Source organism: Stenotrophomonas sp. YJH_SMC_20, from assembly GCF_059367845.1.
Genome location: NZ_JCAFRG010000010.1, coordinates 102,613 through 124,848 on the forward strand (window position 1 = coordinate 102,613; position 22,236 = coordinate 124,848).

At 68.1% G+C, this 22,236-nt stretch carries 19 protein-coding genes; 12 read left to right on the plus strand and 7 right to left on the minus strand.

The window, feature by feature from the left end; translation table 11 throughout:
- Positions 1-31: 31 nt before the first annotated feature.
- Positions 32-1,654 carry a carboxylesterase/lipase family protein gene (locus AC5P6A_RS16480; protein ID WP_058983183.1) on the minus strand — a complete coding sequence of 541 codons (1,623 nt, stop codon included), beginning with the start codon at positions 1,652-1,654 and terminating at the stop codon, positions 32-34.
- On the minus strand, positions 1,651-2,625 hold the full coding sequence (locus tag AC5P6A_RS16485) for an alpha/beta hydrolase (protein WP_346470060.1): 975 nt from the start codon (positions 2,623-2,625) through the stop codon (positions 1,651-1,653). Before AC5P6A_RS16485 ends, AC5P6A_RS16480 begins: the two co-directional genes overlap by 4 nt.
- 174 nt (positions 2,626-2,799) lie before the next feature.
- Between AC5P6A_RS16485 and AC5P6A_RS16490 the strand changes: the two genes are divergently transcribed.
- From AC5P6A_RS16490 to AC5P6A_RS16530, 9 genes are all read left to right on the plus strand, one after another.
- Positions 2,800-3,627, plus strand: coding sequence for a 2-keto-4-pentenoate hydratase (locus AC5P6A_RS16490; protein ID WP_019337392.1), 828 nt, complete (start codon positions 2,800-2,802; stop codon positions 3,625-3,627).
- A 40-nt stretch (positions 3,628-3,667) separates the two neighbouring features.
- Positions 3,668-4,669 (plus strand): TRAP transporter substrate-binding protein, encoded by a 1,002-nt coding sequence (locus AC5P6A_RS16495; protein ID WP_021204623.1) that lies wholly within the window; start codon positions 3,668-3,670, stop codon positions 4,667-4,669.
- Positions 4,670-4,679: 10 nt separating this feature from the next.
- The gene (locus AC5P6A_RS16500; protein WP_019658831.1) at positions 4,680-5,210 is read left to right on the plus strand and encodes a TRAP transporter small permease; all 531 of its coding nucleotides are present in this window, start codon (positions 4,680-4,682) and stop codon (positions 5,208-5,210) included.
- Between the two features lie 3 nt (positions 5,211-5,213).
- Positions 5,214-6,497, plus strand: coding sequence for a TRAP transporter large permease (locus AC5P6A_RS16505; protein WP_005421133.1), 1,284 nt, complete (start codon positions 5,214-5,216; stop codon positions 6,495-6,497).
- Positions 6,498-6,514: 17 nt separating this feature from the next.
- Positions 6,515-8,104, plus strand: coding sequence for a family 43 glycosylhydrolase (locus tag AC5P6A_RS16510; protein WP_164145005.1), 1,590 nt, complete (start codon positions 6,515-6,517; stop codon positions 8,102-8,104).
- A 39-nt stretch (positions 8,105-8,143) separates the two neighbouring features.
- The gene (locus AC5P6A_RS16515) at positions 8,144-9,202 is read left to right on the plus strand and encodes a LacI family DNA-binding transcriptional regulator (RefSeq protein ID WP_019337388.1); all 1,059 of its coding nucleotides are present in this window, start codon (positions 8,144-8,146) and stop codon (positions 9,200-9,202) included.
- A gap of 197 nt (positions 9,203-9,399) precedes the next feature.
- Positions 9,400-10,248 (plus strand): 5-dehydro-4-deoxy-D-glucuronate isomerase, encoded by an 849-nt coding sequence (gene kduI, locus AC5P6A_RS16520; RefSeq protein WP_019337387.1) that lies wholly within the window; start codon positions 9,400-9,402, stop codon positions 10,246-10,248.
- A gap of 71 nt (positions 10,249-10,319) precedes the next feature.
- A complete protein-coding gene (kduD, locus tag AC5P6A_RS16525) occupies positions 10,320-11,075 on the plus strand; it encodes a 2-dehydro-3-deoxy-D-gluconate 5-dehydrogenase KduD (protein ID WP_005421125.1) in 756 nt (251 codons plus the stop codon).
- Between the two features lie 101 nt (positions 11,076-11,176).
- Positions 11,177-12,277: a GDSL-type esterase/lipase family protein gene (locus AC5P6A_RS16530; RefSeq protein ID WP_134731990.1), complete on the plus strand. Its 1,101-nt coding sequence runs from the start codon at positions 11,177-11,179 to the stop codon at positions 12,275-12,277.
- A 55-nt stretch (positions 12,278-12,332) separates the two neighbouring features.
- Here AC5P6A_RS16530 and AC5P6A_RS16535 read toward each other — a convergent pair whose 3' ends face one another.
- Positions 12,333-12,992 carry a DMP19 family protein gene (locus AC5P6A_RS16535; protein WP_080398880.1) on the minus strand — a complete coding sequence of 220 codons (660 nt, stop codon included), beginning with the start codon at positions 12,990-12,992 and terminating at the stop codon, positions 12,333-12,335.
- A gap of 31 nt (positions 12,993-13,023) precedes the next feature.
- Entirely contained in the window at positions 13,024-13,917 is an 894-nt protein-coding gene (gene phhA / locus AC5P6A_RS16540) for a phenylalanine 4-monooxygenase (protein WP_019658833.1), read from the minus strand.
- A 125-nt stretch (positions 13,918-14,042) separates the two neighbouring features.
- On the opposite strand from phhA, the gene AC5P6A_RS16545 reads away from it, so the two are divergent.
- Together AC5P6A_RS16545 and AC5P6A_RS16550 are read left to right on the plus strand one after the other, a co-directional pair.
- Complete coding sequence (locus AC5P6A_RS16545; protein WP_134735865.1) at positions 14,043-14,525, plus strand: Lrp/AsnC family transcriptional regulator; 483 nt, start codon at positions 14,043-14,045, stop codon at positions 14,523-14,525.
- Between the two features lie 85 nt (positions 14,526-14,610).
- The gene (locus tag AC5P6A_RS16550; RefSeq protein ID WP_134735864.1) at positions 14,611-16,608 is read left to right on the plus strand and encodes a hypothetical protein; all 1,998 of its coding nucleotides are present in this window, start codon (positions 14,611-14,613) and stop codon (positions 16,606-16,608) included.
- A gap of 41 nt (positions 16,609-16,649) precedes the next feature.
- On the opposite strand, the gene AC5P6A_RS16555 is transcribed toward AC5P6A_RS16550, so the two are convergent.
- Both AC5P6A_RS16555 and AC5P6A_RS16560 read right to left on the minus strand, forming a co-directional pair.
- Positions 16,650-17,642, minus strand: coding sequence for a patatin-like phospholipase family protein (locus tag AC5P6A_RS16555; RefSeq protein WP_019658835.1), 993 nt, complete (start codon positions 17,640-17,642; stop codon positions 16,650-16,652).
- A 173-nt stretch (positions 17,643-17,815) separates the two neighbouring features.
- Positions 17,816-18,829, minus strand: a complete 1,014-nt coding sequence (locus AC5P6A_RS16560; RefSeq protein WP_019658836.1) for a TIGR00266 family protein — start codon at positions 18,827-18,829, stop codon at positions 17,816-17,818.
- 159 nt (positions 18,830-18,988) lie between these two features.
- Here AC5P6A_RS16560 and AC5P6A_RS16565 point away from each other — a divergent pair, with 159 nt between their 5' ends.
- Positions 18,989-21,259 carry a TonB-dependent receptor domain-containing protein gene (locus tag AC5P6A_RS16565; protein ID WP_171953202.1) on the plus strand — a complete coding sequence of 757 codons (2,271 nt, stop codon included), beginning with the start codon at positions 18,989-18,991 and terminating at the stop codon, positions 21,257-21,259.
- 132 nt (positions 21,260-21,391) lie between these two features.
- Here AC5P6A_RS16565 and AC5P6A_RS16570 read toward each other — a convergent pair whose 3' ends face one another.
- The gene (locus AC5P6A_RS16570) at positions 21,392-22,231 is read right to left on the minus strand and encodes an acid phosphatase (protein WP_021204632.1); all 840 of its coding nucleotides are present in this window, start codon (positions 22,229-22,231) and stop codon (positions 21,392-21,394) included.
- Positions 22,232-22,236 lie beyond the last annotated feature (5 nt).

Genomic DNA, 22,236 nt, shown 5'->3' on the forward strand with positions numbered 1-22,236 from the left:
GGGTTAACAGAATGTTTGCACCGCGGTGTCATCACTGCGTGCCGCGCTGCACGAACGGTACTTTTGCATACAGCGCACGTTCGCCGGCACGAGGATCGTCCACCACGCCGCTCTGGCGATCAAACAGCATGGTCTGCCGCCGGGGCAGCGCGTAGGGGGGCCATTGCGGCATTCCGCGATGATTGGGGTCGCCGTTGCGCGCGAAGGCGATCAGTGCGTCGCTCATTGTCGCCGCCAGCGTATGCGCGTCCGCGCCGCCACCGGTGCGTGCGCCGGGCAGGCCGGCGTTGTCGAACACCAGCGGGATGTCCAGCGTGTGGAAGGCGCGCAGCCGGCCTTGCTCCACCGGTGAGCCCCAGTCCAGCTGGTAGGCCCAGGTGGGCGCGGCCCCGCTGGGCTGGCGCGCACGCGCTTCCAGCTCCTCCACTGCGCCGCGCCAGGAACGTCCTGCGGTAGTGGCCGCGAAGAACACCTCCGAAGGCGTGTAATGCGGGTACAGGCGCCGGTACTCGGCGATCACCGTCTGCGGCAGCAGATCCACGAACTGCTGGCGTTGCAGCTGTGCCGGCAGCGTCTCCCAGGTCAAGGTGAAGTTGGCCGGATCGTTGCCGAGGAAGGCACGGGTCTCGTCGCGCGTATTGCCGATGACCATCGGAATGCTGGCCGACTGCCGCGGCGCCTGCGGCCAGAACGGATGCACCGGAAGGGAGACTTCGTCCAGTACCGGCCCGAAGTACAGCGACGTGCTTTCCACCCGCGATGGATCGCGGGCACGGGTGGCTGCAAGCAGATCCGTGGCCGGGAGCCGCAGCAGGGCAGACAGGTCCTTTGCACCCACTGCCTCCATTGCGATGGCAGCGCGCTGCGCGGCGGCACGCGGGCCGGCCGCGGTGACCTGCTGCCCGCTCATCGTCCACGCGCGCTGGAACAGGCCGCGTGCCGCCGGCATCGCCATCAGCGTGGCGATCTTGGCGCCGCCCCCGGACTGGCCGAACACGGTGATGTTTCCAGCGTCACCGCCGAAGATCGCCGCGTGCTCGCGCACCCACTGCAGCGCCTGTACCAGGTCGAGCTGGCCGACATTCCCCGACGCGGCGTAGCGTGCGTCGCCAAGTGCGCCCAGGTACAGGTAACCGAAGGTGTTCAGCCGATGATTGAGGGTCACCACCACCACATCGCCGCGGCGGCACAGCGCACTGCCGTCGTACAGCGGATCGCTGCCGGAGCCGTTGTTGAACCCACCCCCGTGTATGTAGACCAGCACCGGGCGGCGGCCGCCATCCCCCAGTGCGGGGGTCCAGACGTTGAGGAACAGGCAGTCTTCGCTGCCGGGGCCTTCCGCGCCGCCCTGCGGTGCGGCCGCGCCATAGTCCAGTGCATCGGCGATCCCGTTCCATGCCGCTTCCCGGCGTGGTGGCTGGAAGCGATGGGTGCCGGTATCGGCGCCGTAGCGCACGCCGCGGAATACCAGCACGCCTTGTTCATGCTGGCCGCGCAGGCGCCCCCCGCGCACGCGGACGATCGGCAGGCGTTCGTCGCGTGCACCGGGCATCGCCGCTGCCGGCAGTGCCACCAGCGTGGCCGTGGCCAGCGCCCAGCGCGCGCTGTCGCGCAGGAAACGGCGGCGCTGCAGATCGTCGGGTGCTCCCGTCATCGGCTGCGCTCCGCATCCTTTCCTGCTGTCAGCCATGCCTGCGCCAGCGCTGGCCACTGCGCCAGGGTGGAGCCGGGCTGCAGGCGCATGCCGAAGCCGTGGCCACCATGGGCGAACACATGCAGTTCGTGCTCGACGCCCGCCCTGGCCAGCGCCTCCGCCATCACCTCGCTGTTGTGCACGCTGACCACGCGATCGTCGTTGGCATGGATCAGCATCGTCGGCGGCATGTCCGCACGCACGTGCTCCTGCACCGAGTACTGCGTCGCCAATGCGGGGTCAGGGCGCTCGCCCAGCAATCGCCCGCGCGAACCACTGTGCGCATGCGCGCCCATGTCGATGACCGGGTAGACCAGCACCGCCCGTGCCGGGCGCGCGCTCAGCTGATCGATCGCATCGCGTGCGGGATAGACCGGCGCATCGAAGCCGGTGGCCAGCCGCGCAGCCACGTGGCCGCCGGCGGAAAAGCCCATGACCGCCACATTGTCCGCCTCCAGGCCGCGGCGCGCGGCCTGGTCGCGCACGACCCGCAGCGCACGCTGGGCATCGGCCAGCGCCGCCTGGCGGTCCCTGCCCGGCTGCGGCAGGCGGTAGCGAAGCACGAACAGGGTGAAGCCTGCCCGCTGCACCCAGTCCGGCACCAGCGCGCTGCCCTCCTTGTCGATTACCACCCGCTGGTAGCCGCCGCCCGGAATGACCAGCACCGCCTGCCCGTTCGGACGTGGCGGCGCGTGCACGATCATGTATGGCGCATCGATCCCGTCCACGAACCGGTCCGGATGGGCCGGATCGGGGCTGCGCTCAACCACCCGCGCCTTCCGTGCCGGAGCGCTCTGGCCAGGTACCTGGCCGTCCGGCCACAGCGGCAGGCGTTCGCCCGCCACCTCCCCGGCAAGCCGCTGGCCGTCGCGCAGCGGGACGTCGCTGGCACGTGCCGGGGCAAGCGTCAACAGAACGCACAGGAACAGCACAAGAGGGGGCAGACGCATGGCGGACCGGGCTCCAGCGAGGGGTGGGCAGCGTGCCGCAGGCGCCCCGGAAGCGGGTGTGATGCGCTGCGGCTTGCGTGATGACACCGGTTTACCATATACACCTCCTGCAGACGCTGTCGATGGGCAGTGCAACAACGCAGAGGGAGACCGTTCTTGAGCAACGAACACGGCACACAGGGGCAGAGACCGGCGCCGGACGGTGCAGCCGCCATCGCCCGCGCCTTCACCGATGCACGCCGCGCAGGCAAGGCCCTGCCCGCGTTCCCCGGAGAGATCCCCGTCGATCTAGTGGCTGCGTACCACGTGCAGGACCAGGCCATTGGCCTGTGGAGCGATACGGTGGTCGGCTGGAAGGTGGGTTACATCGCTGCCGAGCGCCGCGACGGCTCCGGCGATGAGCGCCTGCTGGGGCCGATCTTCAAACGTCAGCTCTGGAATGATACCGGTGGAACAACCGACATCCCGGTCTTCGTCGGGGGCTTCGGCGCAGTCGAAGCAGAGTACGTGCTGGAGCTGTTGGAGGACGCGCCGGCCGGACAGCTGGACTGGTCCCCGGAACAGGCCGAAGCGCTGCCTGCGCGCCTCTATATCGGCGTGGAAGTGGCCAGCAGCCCGCTGGCCACCATCAACGAACTTGGTCCGCGCGTGGTGGTGTCCGACTTTGGCAACAACAACGGCCTGGTGCTGGGCCCGGAGATCGTCGACTGGACCGCACGCGACGAAAACTCGCTGCGTGCCGAGACACTGATCGAAGGTGAGGTGGTCGGCACCGGTGGCGCCACCCGCCTGCCCGGTGGCCTGCGCGCGGCCTATGCGTTTGCGCTGTCCCGTTCGGCCCTGCGTGGCCGGCCGCTGCGCAAGGGCGACCTGATCGCCACCGGCAATGCCACCGGCATCCACGATATCGAGGCAGGACAAACGGCGCTGGTGCGCTTTGCCGGCTTCGGTGACATTGCCTGCCGGGCCGTGCCCGCGGGATGACCGCGGGGCTGCCCTGGTGAACACGCGCGGGAGGGCGCAGATGATCACACGACGTAACTTCCTGGCCGGTGGCGCTGCTGCCCTGGCCACCCCGATGCTCGCCGCCTGTGGCCGCGGGCCGGGCGGCGATATGGCCGGTGGCGCGCTGTTGACCGCCACCGACGTGCATGTGGCCGACTACCCTACCGTCACCGCGGTGAAGTGGATCGGCGAAACGCTGCAGCGCGAAACCAACGGTCGCCTGCGCCTGCGCCAGTACCACTCCGGCCAGCTGGGCCGCGAATCCGAGGCGATCGACATGGCGCGCTTCGGCGCCATCGATATCACCCGCGTGTATGCCGGTGCGCTGAACAATGCCTTTCCGCTGACCCAGGCGCTGTGCCTGCCCTACGTGTTCACGTCGGTGGCGCACCAGCGTGCCGCGCTGGATGACGGCGTGGCCGAAGCCGTGCTGCGTGGCTTCCAGGGCCGCGGCCTGGTCGGCCTGGCGATCTACGATTCCGGTGCACGCTGCTTCTACAACACCAAGCACCCCATCGTTTCGCCCAAGGACCTGCACGGCCTGAAGCTGCGCGTCGCCTCATCGGACATCTTCATCCAGCTGATGCGCCTGCTCGGCGCCAACCCGACGCCGATGTCGCTGGGCGACACGTTCTCCGGGATGGAAACCCACATGATCGACGGCGCCGAGAACAACATGCGCAGCTTCCATTCCAGCCGCCACTTCGAAGCGGCGCACTACTGGTCGCAGAGCGACCATTCGTACGCGCCGGATGTGTTGCTGATGTCGCGCGCCAGTTTCGAACGCCTGTCGCCTGACGACCGCCAGCTGCTGCTGCAGACCGCGCGCGCGTCGGTGAAGGTGATGCGCGAGCAGTGGGATGCGTCGGAGGACGCCGCACGCCGCGCCGTGCTGGCCTATGGGGTGAAAGCCAACGAGGTGGACATGCCCGCCTTCCGCACCGCCGCCCAGCCGCTGCTGCAGCAGTACCTGCAGCAGCCGGAGATCGCCGCGCTGGTCGACCGCATCCGCGCCGCCTGAGGACACTGCCATGATCGAGACGACGACGCCCGCCACCGGGCCTGGCCAGCGCCTGCTGGACCGCATCGCCGACATCGCCATCTACGGCGCCGTTGCTGCCCTGCTGGGGCTGGTGGTGGTGCAGGGCTGGCAGGTGTTCGCGCGCTACGTGATCAACGATTCGCCCAGCTGGACCGAGCCGGTCACGCTGCTGCTGCTGGCCACGGCGATGAGCCTGGGTGCCGCCTGCGGTGTGCACACCAACCGCCACTTCGGCTTCTTCCTGCTGCATGCCTACCTGGGCCCCGGCCTGCGCCGTGCGGTGGACGTGCTGGTGCAGCTGGTGGTGGCGGTGCTGGGAGGCTTCATCGCCTTCTGGTCGGGTGATCTGCTGCTCGACGGCCTGGACATCAAGACCGCCGGCGCCGATCTGCCGCAGAGCATCAACTACTTGCCACTGGCGGTGGGCGGCGGGCTGATGCTGCTGTTCGCGCTGAACCGTGCGTGGAACGCGCTGCAGGCCCGCGCCACCGGCGCCGAAGACGCTGAAGGAGATCGTTGATCCATGGGTATCACCATCCTGTTCTCCGTGTTTGCCGTGCTGCTGCTGCTCGGCGTGCCGGTGGCCTACGCGCTGGCCGCTGCCGCGCTGGCCACCCTGCTCTACCTGGATATCCCCAGCATCGTGCTGGTGCAGCAGATCTCGGCCGGTACCGGCTCGGCCTCGCTGATCGCCATTCCGTTGTTCATCTTCGCGGGCGAGATCATGATGCGCGGCGGCATCTCCGAGCGCCTGATCGCCCTGGCCTCGTCGCTGGTGGGGCGCTTGCGCGGTGGCCTCGGCCAGGTCTCGATCCTGTCCTCGCTGTTCTTCGGCGGCGTGTCCGGCTCGGCCATCGCCGACGTCTCGGCGGTCGGCGGCACGATGATCCCGCAGATGGTCAAGCGCGGCTACGACCGCGATTTCGCCGTCAACGTCAGCATCACCGCCGCGCTGGTGGCGCTGCTGGTGCCGCCGTCGCACAACCTGATCCTGTTCTCGGCCGCTGCCGGTGGGGGCCTGTCCATCGCCGATCTGTTCGCCGCCGGCATTGTCCCCGCGCTGCTGATGACGTTGGCGCTGATGGTCACCGGCTATGCGGTGGCGCGCCGCCGCGGTTATGGCGTGGAGGTCTTTCCCGGCTGGCGCGCCGTGGCCCTGCGCATCGTCTCCGCCCTGCCCGGCCTGGGCCTGGTCGCGCTGATCTTCATCGGTATCCGTGCCGGCATCTTCACCGCAGTGGAAAGCGCAGCCATCGCCGTGGTCTACGCCTTGCTGGTGACCACCGTGCTGTACCGGCAACTGCGCTGGCGCGAGTTCTTCGACACCGTCATCCACGCTGCGCGCAGCACGGGCGTGATCCTGTTCGTGATCGCCACCGCTGCCGTGTTTGGCTGGCTGCTGGCCTACCTGCAGGTGCCCGCGGCCGCCGTCGAGTTCCTGCAGTCGTTCGCGCACAGCCAGTTCATGGTGCTGCTGATGATCGTGGTGATGCTGCTGCTGCTGGGCACCTTCATGGACCTGGCGCCGATGATCCTGATCTGCACGCCGATCTTCCTGCCGGTGGCGCGCGCCTACGGCATCGATCCGATCCACTTCGGCCTGGTGCTGGTGCTCACCGGCGGCCTGGGTCTGGTCACGCCCCCGGTGGGCTCGGTGCTGTTCATCGGCACGGCCATCGGCAAGATCAGCGTGGGCCAGAGCATGCGCACGATCTGGCCGTTCTGGTTCGCCGCGCTCGCCGTGCTGCTGGTCGTGGCCTTCTTCCCCTCACTGTCGTTGTGGCTGCCCGCCGCGCTGCGCGGCTGAGCCACAAGGAGACTGCCATGCGTGCACTGTGTATCGCCGCCACCATCACTCTGCTCGTGCTGTTGCTGCCGGCACGGCCTGCACCCGCGGCGGAGCCCGCGCGCGCCCCGGCGCAGTGGGCGCGGGGGCTGGAACACCAGCGCCAGGCGGACCGGGGCGATGGCACGTTCCTCAATCCGGTGCTGGCCGGTGACCATCCGGATCCCTCGGTGCTCAAGGACGGGGACGATTACTACCTCACGCTGTCGTCGTTCGACGCCTACCCCGGCCTCCCGATCTGGCACTCGCGCGACCTGGTGAACTGGCAGCCGCTGGGACATGCGGTCACCCGCAACGTGGGGGCGATCTGGGCGCCGGACATCGTCAAGCATCGGGGGCGCTACTTCATCTACTTCCCGGCCCGCACCGGCGAGCGCCGCAGCAACTTCGTGGTCTGGGCCGATGACATCAAGGGCCCGTGGAGCGCGCCGATCGACATCGGCCTGGGTGGCTACATCGATCCCGGCCATGCAGTGGGTGAAGACGGCAAGCGCTACCTGTTCCTCAGTGGCGGTGATTACGTGCAGCTGGCCGACGACGGGTTGAGCGTGGTCGGCACGCCGAAACACGTCTATGACGGCTGGCGCTACCCGCAGGACTGGGACGTTGAGGCCTACGCGCAGGAAGGCCCGAAGATCCACGTCCGCGACGGCTGGTACTACATGACCACGGCAGTGGGCGGCACCGCCGGTCCGCCGACCGGGCACATGGTGATCACCGCGCGCTCGCGTTCGATCCACGGACCATGGGAGAACGCGCCCAACAACCCGATCACGCGCACGCAGTCGGCGGCCGAGCCCTGGTGGTCACGCGGCCACGCGACGGTGATCGAAGGGACCGATGGACGCTGGTGGATGATGTACCACGGGTACGAGAACGGCTTCTGGACGCTGGGTCGGCAGGCCCTGCTCGAACCGATCGAATGGACCGCTGACGGCTGGTTCCGGGCCACGGGTGGAGACCTTGGTCAGCCACTGCGCAAGCCGGCCGGACAGGCGCTGTCGCCGCATGGCATGGCGCTGTCGGATGATTTCCGCGGCAGCACGCTTGGCCCGCAGTGGGCGTTCTTCAACCCGGCGCAGGATGAGTACCGCCGGCTGGGTTTCAGTGGCAACGGCCTTGTCCTGCAGGGCAAGGGCAGTACGCCGCGCGACGCCTCGCCGCTGACCACCATCGCCGGCGACCGGGCCTATCAGTTCGAGGTGGAGATGGAGATCGCCCCCGGTGCAGTGGGCGGCGCGCTGCTGTTCTACAGCGACCGGCTGTACGCGGGCGTGGGCAGCAACGGCGAGTCGTTCATCATGCATCGCTACGGCGAGGAGCGCCCTGCCGGACCGGCCCCGGGCCGCGGCGGCCGGCTGTGGTTGCGGGTGACCAACAACCGCCACATCGTCACCTTCCACTCCAGCACCGACGGGCACACTTGGCAGAAGTATCCGGTTCAGATGGAAGTGTCCGGTTACCATCACAATGTCGCGGGCAGGTTCCTGGCGTTGAAGCCGGCGCTGTATGCGGCCGGCGACGGTGCGGTAACCTTCCGCAACTTCCGCTACCGCGCGCTGGACTGAGCGCGGAGCCGGAATCCCCAGACTTACCGGGTTCAAAACATGTCAGTGCGCAACAAGAACGATGCCGCTACGCCGGCATTGGCGAAGGGCAAGGCAGCCACCATCAACGACATCGCGCGACTGTCGGGTGTATCCAAGAAAACGGTTTCAAGAATCATCAACAACTCGCCACTGGTGCGCAAGGACACGCGCGACAAGGTGGAAGCGTTGATGCGTGAAGTGGGCTACACGCCCGATCCACTGGCCCGCGGGCTGGCGTTCCGCCGCTCCTTCCTGATCGGCATGGTCTACGACAACCCCACCGCGCAGTACATCGTGGACATGCAGTACGGCGCGCTGGATGCATTGCGTGGATCCAGTTTCGAGCTGGTGGTGCATCCCTGTGACAGCCGCAGCCCCGGCTACATCGAAGGCGTGCGTCGCTTCGTGCAGCAGCAGAAGCTGCACGGCGTGATCCTGGTGCCGCGTGCCTCGGAAGACCAGGCGCTGGCGGACATGCTCGATGAGATCGGCTGCCGGTTTACCCGCGTGGCAGCGCTGCCGCTGGACGAAAGCTCGCAGATGGTGGTTACCCATGACCGCGATGGTGCGGCCGAAGCCGCCGACTACCTGCTCTCGCTCGGCCACCGTGACATTGCCCTGGTGACCGGTCCCAGCGCCTACCGTTCGGCCCATGAACGTACCGCCGGCTTCATCGACGCACTGTCGCAACGCGGTATCGAGCTGCCGAAGGACCGCATCATCGAGGCCGGCTACACCTTCGAATCCGGTGTCGCCGCTGCCGAGAAACTGCTGCTGGGCAAGCGCCGCCCGACCGCCATCTTCACCGGCAACGATGAAATGGCCGCCGGTATCTACAAGGTGGCGCTGCGCGCGGGCATCAACATTCCGCGCCAGCTGTCCATTGTCGGCTATGACGACAGCCCGCTTGCCTCGCGCCTGTGGCCCTCGCTGACCTCGGTGCGCCGGCACACGCGCGATACCGGACGCACCGCCGCGGCGATGCTGATCCAGCCCGAAGGCCAGGCCGCGCTGCCCATTGCCAGCGTGCGGCCGCACCTGATCGTCCGCGATTCCTGCCAGCCGCCGGAGGATTGATCCCCAAGGATCAATCCTGCAGGTCACGACCTCTGGTCGTGACACGCCCCTGCCCCATCCACCCGATCCACCGCGCCCTGCCCGGGCCATCCCGGCATCGTGCGACGCAAAATGACACCGGTTTCCTGTCTGGCTAGAATCGACCGTGAACCGCGCCGGGGCCGACCCGTCGGCCCGCCCCCCGCTCTGGAGACGCCATGTACAGCAAGACCCATTACGCCACCCATCCCGATGCCATCCACGGTGCCAGCAACGACCAGCTGCGTGACCTGTACCTGCTCGATGGCCTGTTCAACGCCGGTGCGGTGACCCTCAAGTACACCCACTACGAGCGCTTCGTGATTGGTGGCGCCGCCCCGGTGGACGCACCGCTTGCGCTGCCGACCCAGACCGAACCCGCTTCGGCCGCAGGCCACCCGTTCCTGGAGCGCCGGGAACTGGGCGTGATCAACGTCGGCAGCGGCACCGGTACGGTCACCGTGGATGGCACCGGCTACACGCTGGGTCCGAAGGACGGTCTGTACGTGGCCATGGGCAGCAAGGAGGTCGTGTTCGCCTCGCAGGACGCCGCCAACCCCGCCCAGTTCTATCTGGCCTCGACCCCGGCCCATGCCCGCTTCGAAACCAGGCAGCTGTCCATCAAGGACGCCGTTGCACTGGACCGCGGCGCGCTGGAAACCAGCAACGAGCGCACCATCTACCAGTACATCGTGCCGGCCACCTGCCAGTCCTCGCAGCTGCTGCTGGGCCTGACCGTGCTCAAGCCGGGCAGCGTGTGGAACACCATGCCGCCGCACCTGCACGACCGTCGCAGCGAGGTCTACTTCTACTTCGACCTGGGTGACAGCGACCGCGTCTACCACTTCATGGGCGAGCCGGCCGCGCAGCGTCACATCGTGATCCAGAACAACGAAGCGGTAGTGTCGCCGCCGTGGTCGATCCACATGGGCGCCGGCACCAGCAACTACGCCTTCATCTGGGCGATGGGTGGCGAGAACCTGGACTACACCGACATGCACGTGCTGGACATCTGCCAGCTCAAGTAAGCCCGCCTGGCCGCCGCGCACCGTGTGCCGGCCGTCGACACCGCTCGTCTCTATCAAGGAACGCATACGCAATGGCTAATCCCTTCAGCCTGGAAGGCAAGGTCGCTCTGGTAACCGGTGGCAATACCGGTCTGGGCCAGGGCATCGCCGTGGCACTGGCCGCCGCTGGCGCCGACGTGGCCGTGGCCGGCATCGCCCCGCCCACCGATACCATCGAAAAGATCACCGCGCTGGGCCGCCGCTGCCTGGCCATCGAAGCCAACCTGATCAGCATCGAGCCGGTGGCGCGCGTGGTCCGCGAGACCATCGAAGGCCTCGGCGGATTGGACATCCTGGTCAACAACGCCGGCCTGATCCGCCGCGCCGATGCGGTGGACTTCAGCGAGCAGGACTGGGACGACGTGATGAACGTCAATCTCAAGTCCGCGTTCTTCATTTCGCAGGCCGCCGGCCGCCACTTCATCGAACAGGGCCACGGCAAGATCATCAACATCGCTTCGATGCTGTCCTTCCAGGGCGGTATCCGCGTGCCGTCGTACACCGCCAGCAAGAGCGGCATCGCCGGCATCACCCGGCTGCTGGCCAACGAGTGGGCGGGCAAGGGCATCAACATCAATGCCATCGCCCCGGGCTACATGGCCACCGACAACACCGCCCAGCTGCGCGCCGACGAAGCGCGCAACAAGGCGATCCTAGAGCGCATCCCGGCCGGTCGCTGGGGCACGCCGGATGACCTGGCCGGTGCGGCGGTGTTCCTGGCCTCGTCGGCGTCGGATTACATCAACGGCGCCGTGCTGCCGGTCGATGGTGGCTGGCTGGCGCGCTGACGCGTGATCCGCGGTAGTGCCGGCCGCTGGCCGGCGTCCTGGCAATGCTTCCGCCGTTCATGAGGTTGCCGGGCAGCGGCCGGCACTACCGGAGACCGGACATGCGCACCCTGTTGCCTTTGTTGTTGCTGCTGTCGTGCACCACCGCGCAGGCGGCGCCCGTGCGGGTCTTCATTGCCGGTGACTCCACTGCGGCCGCATACGGCCCCGAGCGCGCGCCGCAGGCCGGCTGGGGCCAGGCGCTGCAGAGCTACCTGGACCCGGCGCGCTTGGAGGTGCACAACCACGCCAAGGGCGGGCGCAGCACGCGCAGTTTCATCGAGGAAGGGCGCCTGGAGGCCATAGCCGCCGAGCTGCGCCAAGGCGACGTGCTGCTGATCCAGTTCGGCCACAACGATGCGAAGTTCGAAGACCGCACGCGCTACACCGATCCGGACAGCGACTACCCACGCCTGCTGATGCGTTACGTACAGGTGGCCCGCGCAAAGGGCGCCACGCCGGTGCTGGTCACGCCGGTGGCGCGGCTGCTGTACGACTTCGGTTCACTGCTGGATACGCATGGCCGCTACACGCAGTCGATGAAGGCGTTGGCCGCGCGCGAGCAGATTGCGCTGATTGATCTGAATGACCGCAGCATGCGCTGGATTCGCGCGCTGGGTGAGGAGGGCGCGCGACCCTACTTCCTGTTCGTGCCCGAACAGAACAAGGCCGACGGCACCCATTTCAGCGTGGCCGGCGCACATGCGGTGGCCTGCCTGGTATTGCGCGAGGCGGTGCCGCTGCTACCCGCGCTGCAGCCGGCGCTGGTGCGGGATATCGACTGCGACGTGGTGGCGGAAGGGCAGGGTAGCGACCCAGCCCTGCCCTCGCAGGTGGTGCACGAAGACAGCGTTGTGCGCACGCAAGCAGGCCCGCACGGCGGTGCCGGCCCGACCACGGCGTATCCGTTCTTCGCCGATGCCGAAGGGCTGCCGTTCGTGCTGCGCAAGCGTGTGCTGCACAAAGGCGCGGGCATCGGCCTGCATCCGCAGCACAAGGACGAGATCTATTACATCGTCAGTGGGCAGGGCAGTTATGTGCTGGATGGCAGGCAGTACGACGTGCACGCCGGGCACGCGCTGCTGACCCGCAAGGGCAGCCACCATGCGCTGCAGCAGGTGGGTGAGGAGGATCTGGTGGTGCTGCTGGTGTACCCGCGCTGATTGAAACGTAGCCGAGCATGGGCTCGGCTCTACAGAACAGCGCCGGCGTGCATGGTCATCGTCGTTCGACAGGCTCCGGGCCGAAGTGCTTCAGTCCCAACCTGGCCAGGTCTTCCGGTCGCTCGAAATAGGCTTCGTCGAAGGCGTGCAGCGCCTCCTGCTCCTGTTCGGTCATCGCGCCGTACAGGTCGGTCAGTTGCTTGACCGCCGGGTCATCTTCCAGCCGGTCGACCAGCCCGCGCATGCCGGCCAGGATCGCGTGGGTCTTCGCCGCGCCCATCGCCTGCAGCGCACGCAACGCCAGCTGGCAGGTCGGGTCGCCCCAGTTGCACAGGAACTGCATGAAGCCGCCGTTGTTGATGTCGGCCTCCATGCGCCACAGCGCCACCAGCTGCTGGTCTTCGTCGGACAGCGCATCCAGCGTCCACGCGGCTGCCTTCAGTCGCGCCAGCGCGGCCTCGTAGCGGTCTTCCCAGACCTGGTTGAGGATATCGACCACGCCAGCCTCGCGCGCCGGCAGCAGCGCCGGCCAGTTCACGCCCAGGCCATCGGCGGTGGCGACCCACCGCGCGCGTTGCCCTGCATCGGCTTCGAACAACGCAGGTACCCAGCGCAGCGGCTGGCGGGTGCGGCGGCCATCGGCCAGGGTCAGCAGGATGAAGTCGTCGTCGAAAGCGACATCGGTTACGCGCAGCGAAGCAAATGCATCAGTCATGCCGTGCAGGATAGCCGCGCGGCAGCGCGCATCACACGTCGCCGCCGTCCGCCCAGCCTTCACCCGTGCCGGCCTGGAACACGTGATCGTCAGCCTGCACGTCACCGGCAGGCAGGTGCGCCTGGTCGGCCAGTGCCGCGTAGATCGGGGTGAAGTCCGGCGACGTCGCCTGCATCAGCTGTTCAAAGCTGTCGATGACGAAGTAGGTCTTCTGGAAGGTGTCGATGCGGTACTTCGTTCGCATGATCCGCTGCAGGTCGAAACCGATGCGGTTGGGTGCGGCCGATTCCAGCGAGTACAGCGACTCGCCCTTGGACGACACGATGCCGGCACCGTAGATGCGCAGGCCGTCGGGCGTGTCGATCAGGCCGAACTCCACCGTGTACCAGTACAGGCGGGTGAGGTTCTGCAGCGCGTCCGGGCCGATCGCGTGGGCTTTGACGCCGCCACGGCCATAGGCCTCCATGTAGTCGGCGAACACCGGGTTCATCAGCAGCGGCACGTGGCCGAACAGGTCGTGGAACAGGTCCGGCTCGGCGATGTAGTCGATCTGGTCCGGGCGACGGATCCACCAGGTCACGGGAAAGCGGCGGTTGGCCAGGTGGTCGAAGAAATCCAGTTCCGGCAGCAGGCCTTCGACGCCGACCAGGGTCCAGCCGGTGGCCGCGCCCAGCACTTCATTGAGCTGGTCGAAGCGCGGAATCATGTGCGCGTTCATGCCCATCTCGTCCTGCGCGTCCAGGAATTCCTGGCAGGCACGGCCGACCAGCAGCTCGCGCTGGCGCTGGTACAGCGTGCTCCAGGTGGCGTGGTCGTCGGCGCTGTAGGTGTCCCACGGCTGCTCGACGAGCGCGGTGGTGTACACCGGCACGTAGCCCTTGTCGGTCTGCTGGTGTTCGACGCGGCGGGGCTGGGCGAGGTCCATGGGGCACTCCTTGAAGGGATAGCCACGATGCTAGGGCAGGGCGCGCGCAACAGGGTTGCAAAAGTTGCGCCGATTGGCATTGTTGGCGCAATATCCTTGCGTAGTCACCATGTTGCGGAGCAGCAATGGCCGGAGAAGTCCAGTTTGATCGCACGGATATACGCCTGCTGGCTGAAATCCAGCGGGATGGGCGCGCCACCAACGCGGAGCTGGCGACTCGGGTGAACCTGTCGCCCTCGGCCTGCCTGCGGCGCCTGCAGCGGCTGGAAAGCGAGGGCGTGATCGTCGGCTACGGCGCGCGGCTGGAGCCGCGGCAGCTGCGCCTGGGCCTGCAGGCCTTCGTGCGCGTGCAGTTGGAAAGGCACGACCAGGCCGCCATCGGCCACTTCGTGGACAGCGTGCAGGGCTGGGACGAGGTGGTGGCCTGCCATGCGCTGACCGGCGACATGGACTACCTGCTGCACGTCTACGTGCGCGACCTGGAGCACTTTTCGCACTTCCTGCTGGACCGCCTGCTCAACGCCGGCGGCGTGGCCGACGCCAATTCCAGCTTCGTGCTGCGCACGGTGAAGGGTTTCCAGGCATTGCCGTTGTCGCAGCTGGAATGAGCGCAGCGGCGATTTGACGCGGCCGGGCGGGTAGCCGAGCATCACCGCCCTGCGCGCGCCGCAGCGTTCCTTTCCGGTTCCACGCATGTCCGAACTCCAGCACCCGGTGCCCACCACCATCTTCCTGCCGCTGCAGCGCAAGTCGCTGGCACGTTACATCGCTCACGGCACGCCGCCGCAGACGGCAGTGGAGCAGGCCGGGCTGATGGCCGCGCAGTTGTGCCGGACGCGCCTGCATCCAGCGGCCGAGATCGAACGCCTGCTGCATGATGCCTGCGCGCTGTTTGCCGGCAACGAAGGCGCCGCCGCGCAGCTGGCCGGCCCCGGTGGCGGAGGCCAGCCGGAGCTGGATGCCTGGCTGACCGCATTGGCCGCCCACGGCGTGCTGCTGGCGCCGGCGCAGATCCTGCAGGACGTCATCGCGCAGTCGCCATTGGAGTATCCGGGCCTGGCCCTGCAGCAGGCCTGCCAGGAAACCCTGACCGAGCATGAGATCCGCTTTCCCGCCACCTTTTCCAGTGACGAGGCGCTCACGCAGGATGACGTGGCCGCCGAGGACGCGCGGGCGATCGAACACCATGGCCTGTACACCTCCGAGCAGGCCCGCGTGCTGCGCGCCATCGCCGCCAACCCCGATGAGCTGATCGACCTCGATGGCTATGCCGGCACCGGCAAGGGCCACCTGGTGCTGGCGCTGATGGAGGCGCGGCCCGGCCGCTACACCTACGTGGCGCCCTCGCGTGGGCAGGTGGAAGCCTTCCGCAGCCGCGTGCCGGCCAGCACCGCGGTGCGCCTGCTGACCCAGATCGAGTTCGCCAACCGCGTGGCGCAGCATGCCGCGCGCAGCGGCCACACCGGTGGCTTCGTTGCCAGCTACCGGCGCAGCACCCGCACGCCGCGCGAGATTGCCGGCCGCATCGGCCTGCAGGGCATCGGTGGGCGCAGCCCGGAGCAGGTGCTGCTGACTGCGTTCGAGGCCATCAACCGTTGGTGCGCGTCGTCTGCACCGGGCTTGGCGTTCCAGCATTTCGACCGGTCGGTGCCCGCCGCGATGCTCGACGTGTCGCCGTACATGGCGGCCGCCGAGCACGTCTGGCGCTGCATGTTCGACGCCGAACTGCAGCGGGGCACGCTGCTGAGCCTCAGCCCGGCGCACATCGGCAAGTGGTTGGCACTGCGCGGCGTTACCCCGCCGCTGGACATGGGCATGCTGCTGGTGGACGAGGCGCATGACCTGAGCCCGTCGTGGAAGCAGTTGCTGGCCGGCCATGCGCCTGGCGTGGTCAGCCTGGGGGATCCGCACCAGTGCCTGACCGGTACGGTGCCGCGCTGGGCCGCGTCGAAGGTGCTGGAAATGCACCAGTCGGTGCGCCAGGGCAACCAGGTCGAGGGCCTGGTCAACCAGACCCTGGCACTGGATGGACTGGGGCAGGACAGTGGGCCGTTCGTCGGTGCCGCCGACCGCGCCACCGGTGTGCTGCATTACCGCCACTGGACGCAGGTACCAAGCGAGGGCCTGCGCATCCATGGCAGCGTCGCCGATCTGGCCCTGGATGCGGCACAGCTGCACGCGCTCGGGCTGCGGCCCTATCTGCATCCGGCATCGCTGCGCGCGCTGCGCAGCGTGCTGCAGCGGCCGCTGGATGCGTGGCGCCGGCGCCGCGACAGCGCCTCGGACCCGGCACAGGAGCGCTTCCTGGCCACGCAGGCCGACGAAGGGCAGGGCGCGCTGGTCGAACTGTTTGCGTCTGCCGATCGGGTGCAGTCACTGCTGCAGGCGCTCGACGACCAGGACACGCCTGCTGAAGGGCGGGTGGCGCTGTGCCTGGCCGAACACGCGAAGAACCTGCAGTTCGACGTGGTCTCGCTGTCACCCGGTTGCTTCAGTGCGGGGCAGGGCGGGCGCATCTGGTACAACCCGGTGCGCGCGGTCTATCTGGCACTCACCCGTGCGCGACGCCAGCTGCATGTGCCGGCCGATGGCATGGAACAGCTGCAGCACACGGCGACACTGCAGGAGCAGGCCCGTCAGGCGCGCAGGCGCGAGCGGCAGCAGGCCAGCGGTTACCGGCCTGCGCGCTAGAACGCGCGCGTCGCTGTCTGTCAGCGACACGCCGGCTCAGCTCAGCACTTGTCCTTGCGGCCCATCAGCTTGCCCAGGCGCGAGGCTTCCTCGCACTTCGGCGCGGCCACGGGTGCCGGTGCGGCGGCCGCGGCGCGTGCACGCTGCAGCTGCTGGATCTTCGCGCGGATCTGCGGCATCGCGGCCATTGCGGCCTTTTCGCCCTCCAGGATCGCGGTGCCACGCTGGCTGAAATCGGCGGCGCCGATGTCCAGCACCTTCGGGCGGATGACGATGTCGGCGCGTGCCAGTTCCTGCTCGCCCAGGCGCTGGCCCATGATCGAGATGGACTGGTTGACGATGCCCAGCATGTCGGTCGGCGCCTTGCCGCTGGCCTTGCTGGAGATGTCCACGGCGATCACGAAGTCGGCGCCGAGCTGGCGCGCGGCATCGACCGGCACCGGGCTGACCACGCCGCCATCGATGTAGTTGCGGCCACCGATCTTCACCGGTTCGAACACGCCGGGAATGCTGCTGGAGGCGCGCACGGCCTGGCCAACGTTGCCGCGCACGAAGATCGCGCGCTCGCCTGTTTCCAGCTGGGTCGCGACTGCGGCGAACGGCTTCTTCAGGCGCTCGGCGGGGCGGTTGGCGACCTGCTCGTTGACGTAGTCCTGCAGCTTCTGGCCCTGCACCAGGCCACCGGAGAACAGGCGCACGTCGCGGATGCTGGCTTCATCCAGCGCCACTGCCTTGCTCTGCATCTGGAACGCATCCATGCCGCTGGCATACAGCGCGCCGACCACGCTGCCGGCACTGGTGCCGGACACCACGGCCGGTTCGAAGCCATTGGCCTCCAGCATCTTGATCACGCCGATGTGGGCGAAGCCCTTGGCTGCGCCACCACCGAGGGCGATACCGATCTTCACCGGCTTGGCCTGCGGTACCACGGTTGGCGCCGGCGGCGGCGCAGGGCGGACCGGGTCGCCACCGCAGCCGGCCAGCAGGCCGATCAGGGCGACGGACAGCAGCATGCGGGGTCGGAACAGGCTCATCGGCAGTGCGCTCGCGGCGCCGGATTCAGGAAAGGGCGCCAGCATACCGAAGGTGCCGCAGGGCGGGCAGGGTAGGTCGGGCCGCCCATTCATCGGATGCTTCGGGTAGTGCCGGCCGCTGGCCGGCACCCTCGTGAAACAGCCGGCCAGCGGCCGGCACTACCGCGAGGCGGTCAGAACCGGTTGTCGCCGTCCAGCATCCGGCCCAGGCCGCCCAGCACCGAACCCTCGCCGCGGTTCTGGCCGCCGCCCTGCGGCGCGGCCATCCACATGCGGCCGGCTAGGCGCGAGAACGGCAGCGACTGCAGCCAGACCTTGCCTGGACCGGTCAGCGTGGCCAGGAACACGCCTTCGCCGCCGAACAGCATGCTCTTGATGCCGGCAACACGGCGCACGTCCATGTCCACCGTCGGGTGATACGCCACCACGCAGCCGGTATCCACGTCCAGGCGTTCACCGGCAGCCAGCTCGCGCTCGACCACGCAGCCGCCGGCGTGGATGAACACCCAGCCGTCGCCCTCCAGCTTCTGCATGATGAAGCCTTCGCCGCCGAACAGGCCGGTCATGATCCTGCGCTGGAACTGCACGCCGATCTGCACGCCGCGCGCGCCGGCCAGGAAGCTGTCCTTCTGGCAGATCAGTCGGCCGCCGTGCTGGTCCAGCTTCATCGCCAGCACCGTGCCCGGGTAGGGCGCGGCGAAGGCGACCTTGCCCTTGCCGTGGCCGCTCTGGGTGTAGACGGTGGCGAACAGGCTCTCGCCGGTCAGCACGCGCTTGCCGGCGGCCATCACCTTGCCCATGAAGCCGCCGCCCTGGTCGCCGTTGGCGGCGCCGAACACCGTGTCCATCTGTACCGTGGCGTCCTTGAACATCAATGCGCCGGCCTCGGCAATGGCGCTCTCGCCGGGGTCGAGCTCGATCTCCACGAACTGCATTTCATGGCCGACGATGCGGAATTCGATGTCGTCGGCGCGGCCGCTGGCGGAGGGGACCGGCGGCGGGCTGTTCGGCATGCCCGGGGCCGCAGACTGCAGCTCCGGCACCTCGGCAATCGAGGTCCATCCGCTCATGCCCTGGCACCAGGCCAGCGCGCGCGGGTTGGCCTGCGCATAACGGCGCGCAGCCTGGTCATCAAGCGGGCCGATACGCTCGGCTTGGGCGGAGGCATGGAAATACCACTGGGTCATCGCGGCGGCTCCGCAGGGCTGGAAACCCCCGAGTCTAGCGAGGGCGCCCGGGCCGGGGCGACAGGCCCATGAACGGCGGGCATTTGCGGGGCAGGTGCTGTATTGCAACAATTATCTGGTAGCGCCGTTTTACCACCCCTCCAAACACAGCCTACCGCCATGTCCCCGACCCGTACTTCCCGTGGCCGCCTTCCGGTCGCGCGCCCCCTCGTTGCCGCTCTTTCCGCCCTGCTGCCGCTGGTTGCGGCCGCCCAGGAAACTCCCGCTGCCAAGGATCCGGTTGCCCTCGATGCCCTGCAGGTGACCGCGCAGCGGCGCGTCGAGAACGCCAAGGACGTACCGGTCGCACTGAGCGCGATCCAGGGCGAGAAGCTGGATGTGCTCGGCTCGGCCGGCGATGACATCCGCTTCCTGGCCGCACGCGTGCCCAGCCTCAACATCGAGTCGTCCTACGGCCGTGCCTTCCCGCGCTTCTACATCCGCGGCCTGGGCAACACCGATTTCGACCTCAATGCCTCGCAGCCGGTGTCGCTGGTGTATGACGACGTGGTGCAGGAAAGCCCGCTGCTGAAGGGATTCCCGCTGTTCGACCTGGCCAACGTGGAAGTGCTGCGTGGCCCGCAGGGCACGCTGTTCGGCCGCAACACCCCGGCCGGCGTGGTCAAGTTCGATTCGGCACGCCCGTCGCAGGATGCCGATGGTTACCTCCGTGTCGGCTACGGCAGCTACAACAGCTGGAACGTGCAGGGCGCCTACGGCGGCCCGCTGACCGACCGCTGGTCGGCACGCGTCTCGGCCATCTACCAGCGCCGCGACGACTGGGTCGACAACACCCGCGTCGGCGCTCCCAACAGTGGCTTCGAAGGCTATGACGAAGCCGCCGGCCGCGTGCAGTTCCTGTACGAAGGCGACGACTTCGAAGCACTGTTCAATCTGCACAAGCGCAAGCTCAACGGTACCGCCCGCCTGTTCCGCGCCAACATCATCCAGAAGGGTGGCAATTCGCTGGTCGAGAACTTCGACCGCGACAAGGTGGCCAACGACGGCGTCAACTTCTCCGACCTGGAGACCTGGGGCGGCAGCGCGCGCCTGCAGTGGAACCTCGGTTCGGTGACCCTGCATTCGATCACCGGTTATGAAACCGCCGAGTCGCTCAACCGTGGCGACATCGACGGTGGCTACGGTGCGGCCTTCCTCGGTGCCGGCAACTACGGTCCGGGCCTGATTCCGTTCTCGTCGGAGTCGGCCGACGGCCTGCCGCACCACCGCCAGTGGACGCAGGAAGTGCGCATCGAGTCCAACGAATGGGGCCGCTTCGACTGGCAGGCCGGCGTCTTCTACTTCGATGAAGACGTGACCATCAACAACTTCAACTACGACTCGCTGACCCCGGGCAATCCGCAGACCGGCCACGTGGTGCAGAACCAGCGCAACAAGGCGTGGGCCGTGTTCGCTTCGGGCGACTTCGATGTCACCGACCGCTTCAAGCTGCGTGCCGGCGTGCGCTATACCCAGGACAAGAAGGACTTCAGCGCCAGCGTGCTGCAGGCCGTTCCGTTCGGCACCCCGGTCAGCGGCCCGTACCTGGCCAACACCGACGTCAACGACGTCAGCTGGGACGTCAGCGGCGTGTACAAGCTGACCGACGACATCAACGCCTACGCCCGCGTCGCCAAGGGCTTCCGCGCGCCGTCGATCCAGGGCCGCCTGGCCTTTGCGCCGGGCCTGTCGCAGGCCGATTCGGAGAAGGTCATCTCGTACGAGGCCGGCATCAAGGCCGACCTGTTCGAGCGCCGCGCGCGCCTGGGCCTGAGCGTGTTCCGCTACAACGTTGACGGCCAGCAGCTGATCGCCGTGGGCGGTGCCAACAACACCGCCACCCTGCTCAACGCCGACAAGACCATCGGCCAGGGCGTGGAACTGGACCTGGAAGCCTACCTGGCCGACAACGTCCTGCTGACCTTCGGCAGCAGCTACAACGACACCGAGATCAAGGACAAGAACCTTGCGGTGGCGATCTGCGGCGGTGGCTGCACCATCAACGACCCGACCAAGGTCATCAACGGCGGCACCTATGCGCTGGTGAACGGCAACCCGCTGCCGCAGGCGCCGAAATGGATCCACAACGCGACCCTGCGCGTGGGCTTCCCGCTCAGCGATGGCAGCGAGCTGTACGCCTACACCGACTGGGCCTACCGCAGCGCGGTGAACTTCTTCATCTACGAGTCGCCGGAATTCCGCGGCCGCAGTTCGCTGGAAGGCGGCCTGCGCCTGGGCTACAACTGGGATTACGGCCAGTACGACGTGGCGGTGTTCGGTCGCAACCTGACCAACCAGACCCGCGTGGTCGGCGCGATCGACTTCAACAACCTGACCGGCTTCCTCAACGAGCCGCGTACCTGGGGCGTGGAGTTCACCGCGAAGTTCTGATGCGGTGGCTGCGTTGATGCAATGAAGAAGGGCCGGCTCACTGCCGGCCCTTCTGTTTCCTGCTTCGTGTAGAGCCGAGCCTGCGCTCGGCTGCTCTGAGCCGAGCATGGCTCGGCTCTACAGAGGCGTGGCCTACAGCGCGCTCTGCGGGCGCACCTTCAGCACCGCATTCTCGGTGGCGCAGTCGCGGCTGGAGTGCAGGCCGGCCTTGCGCGCCGCTTCGATCTCCTTGCGTGCGGCCAGCAGGTCCTTGTTGAAGGCCGCGTTGTCGTGCAGGCGGGCCACGGCGGCGGCACCCATGAAGCGGCCTTCGAGGATGTCGCTCTGCCAGTGCACGTTGCACACCAGGCGGCTCTCGCCGTAGTTGCGCCCGCGCGCCTGGATGGCGTCGGCGCGGTCCGGCGCGATCTCCGACAGGATCAGTGCCCAGGCCCAGCCGATCGAGGTGTGGCCGGACGGGTACGAGCCGTTCTTGCGCAGGCCGTCTTCGTCCTTCGGCGAGCAGGTCGGTTCACCGTTGACCATGAACGGACGCGGGCGCTGGTAGTGGTTCTTGGCCGCCTTGGTCGCCGCACTGGCGTCGATCCGGCTGCGCTCCAGCAGGCGATACAGCGCCGGGGTCTTCACCGCATCGACGTCGATGTCGGCGGCGCAGGAGAAGTGGTTGGCGCCTTCGGGGAAACCGAGTTCCGCATCGACGCCGGCCTGGGCGAAGCGCGGGCTGCCACGCAGCGCGCGGGCCTCACGGCTGACCTGCTCGTCCAGGGCGAACGCGGCCGAACCGGCCACCGGTGGTGCCGGTACCAGGTCGAGGCTGGCCGGAACCGCGCTCTTGTCCAGATAACCCACCGCCTTGGTGGTGATGTTGGCTTCGACGGCGGTCGGCTTGGCGGCGGTGGCGGCACAACCGGCCAGGGCAGCGGCCACGGCAAGGCCGAGCAGCGGGCGGGCAGGGTGGGAGATCAGCGACATGGACG

Excerpts from the sequence above, each read along its gene's own strand:
- AC5P6A_RS16480 (WP_058983183.1), bottom strand. The coding sequence starts at position 1,654 with ATGACGGGAGCACCCGACGATCTGCAGCGCCGCCGTTTCCTGCGCGAC.
- AC5P6A_RS16495 (WP_021204623.1), top strand. The coding sequence starts at position 3,668 with ATGATCACACGACGTAACTTCCTGGCCGGTGGCGCTGCTGCCCTGGCC.
- AC5P6A_RS16500 (WP_019658831.1), top strand. The coding sequence starts at position 4,680 with ATGATCGAGACGACGACGCCCGCCACCGGGCCTGGCCAGCGCCTGCTG.
- AC5P6A_RS16505 (WP_005421133.1), top strand. The coding sequence starts at position 5,214 with ATGGGTATCACCATCCTGTTCTCCGTGTTTGCCGTGCTGCTGCTGCTC.
- AC5P6A_RS16510 (WP_164145005.1), top strand. The coding sequence starts at position 6,515 with ATGCGTGCACTGTGTATCGCCGCCACCATCACTCTGCTCGTGCTGTTG.
- AC5P6A_RS16515 (WP_019337388.1), top strand. The coding sequence starts at position 8,144 with ATGTCAGTGCGCAACAAGAACGATGCCGCTACGCCGGCATTGGCGAAG.
- kduI (WP_019337387.1), top strand. The coding sequence starts at position 9,400 with ATGTACAGCAAGACCCATTACGCCACCCATCCCGATGCCATCCACGGT.
- kduD (WP_005421125.1), top strand. The coding sequence starts at position 10,320 with ATGGCTAATCCCTTCAGCCTGGAAGGCAAGGTCGCTCTGGTAACCGGT.
- AC5P6A_RS16530 (WP_134731990.1), top strand. The coding sequence starts at position 11,177 with ATGCGCACCCTGTTGCCTTTGTTGTTGCTGCTGTCGTGCACCACCGCG.
- AC5P6A_RS16535 (WP_080398880.1), bottom strand. The coding sequence starts at position 12,992 with ATGACTGATGCATTTGCTTCGCTGCGCGTAACCGATGTCGCTTTCGAC.
- phhA (WP_019658833.1), bottom strand. The coding sequence starts at position 13,917 with ATGGACCTCGCCCAGCCCCGCCGCGTCGAACACCAGCAGACCGACAAG.
- AC5P6A_RS16545 (WP_134735865.1), top strand. The coding sequence starts at position 14,043 with ATGGCCGGAGAAGTCCAGTTTGATCGCACGGATATACGCCTGCTGGCT.
- AC5P6A_RS16550 (WP_134735864.1), top strand. The coding sequence starts at position 14,611 with ATGTCCGAACTCCAGCACCCGGTGCCCACCACCATCTTCCTGCCGCTG.
- AC5P6A_RS16555 (WP_019658835.1), bottom strand. The coding sequence starts at position 17,642 with ATGAGCCTGTTCCGACCCCGCATGCTGCTGTCCGTCGCCCTGATCGGC.
- AC5P6A_RS16560 (WP_019658836.1), bottom strand. The coding sequence starts at position 18,829 with ATGACCCAGTGGTATTTCCATGCCTCCGCCCAAGCCGAGCGTATCGGC.
- AC5P6A_RS16565 (WP_171953202.1), top strand. The coding sequence starts at position 18,989 with ATGTCCCCGACCCGTACTTCCCGTGGCCGCCTTCCGGTCGCGCGCCCC.
- AC5P6A_RS16570 (WP_021204632.1), bottom strand. The coding sequence starts at position 22,231 with ATGTCGCTGATCTCCCACCCTGCCCGCCCGCTGCTCGGCCTTGCCGTG.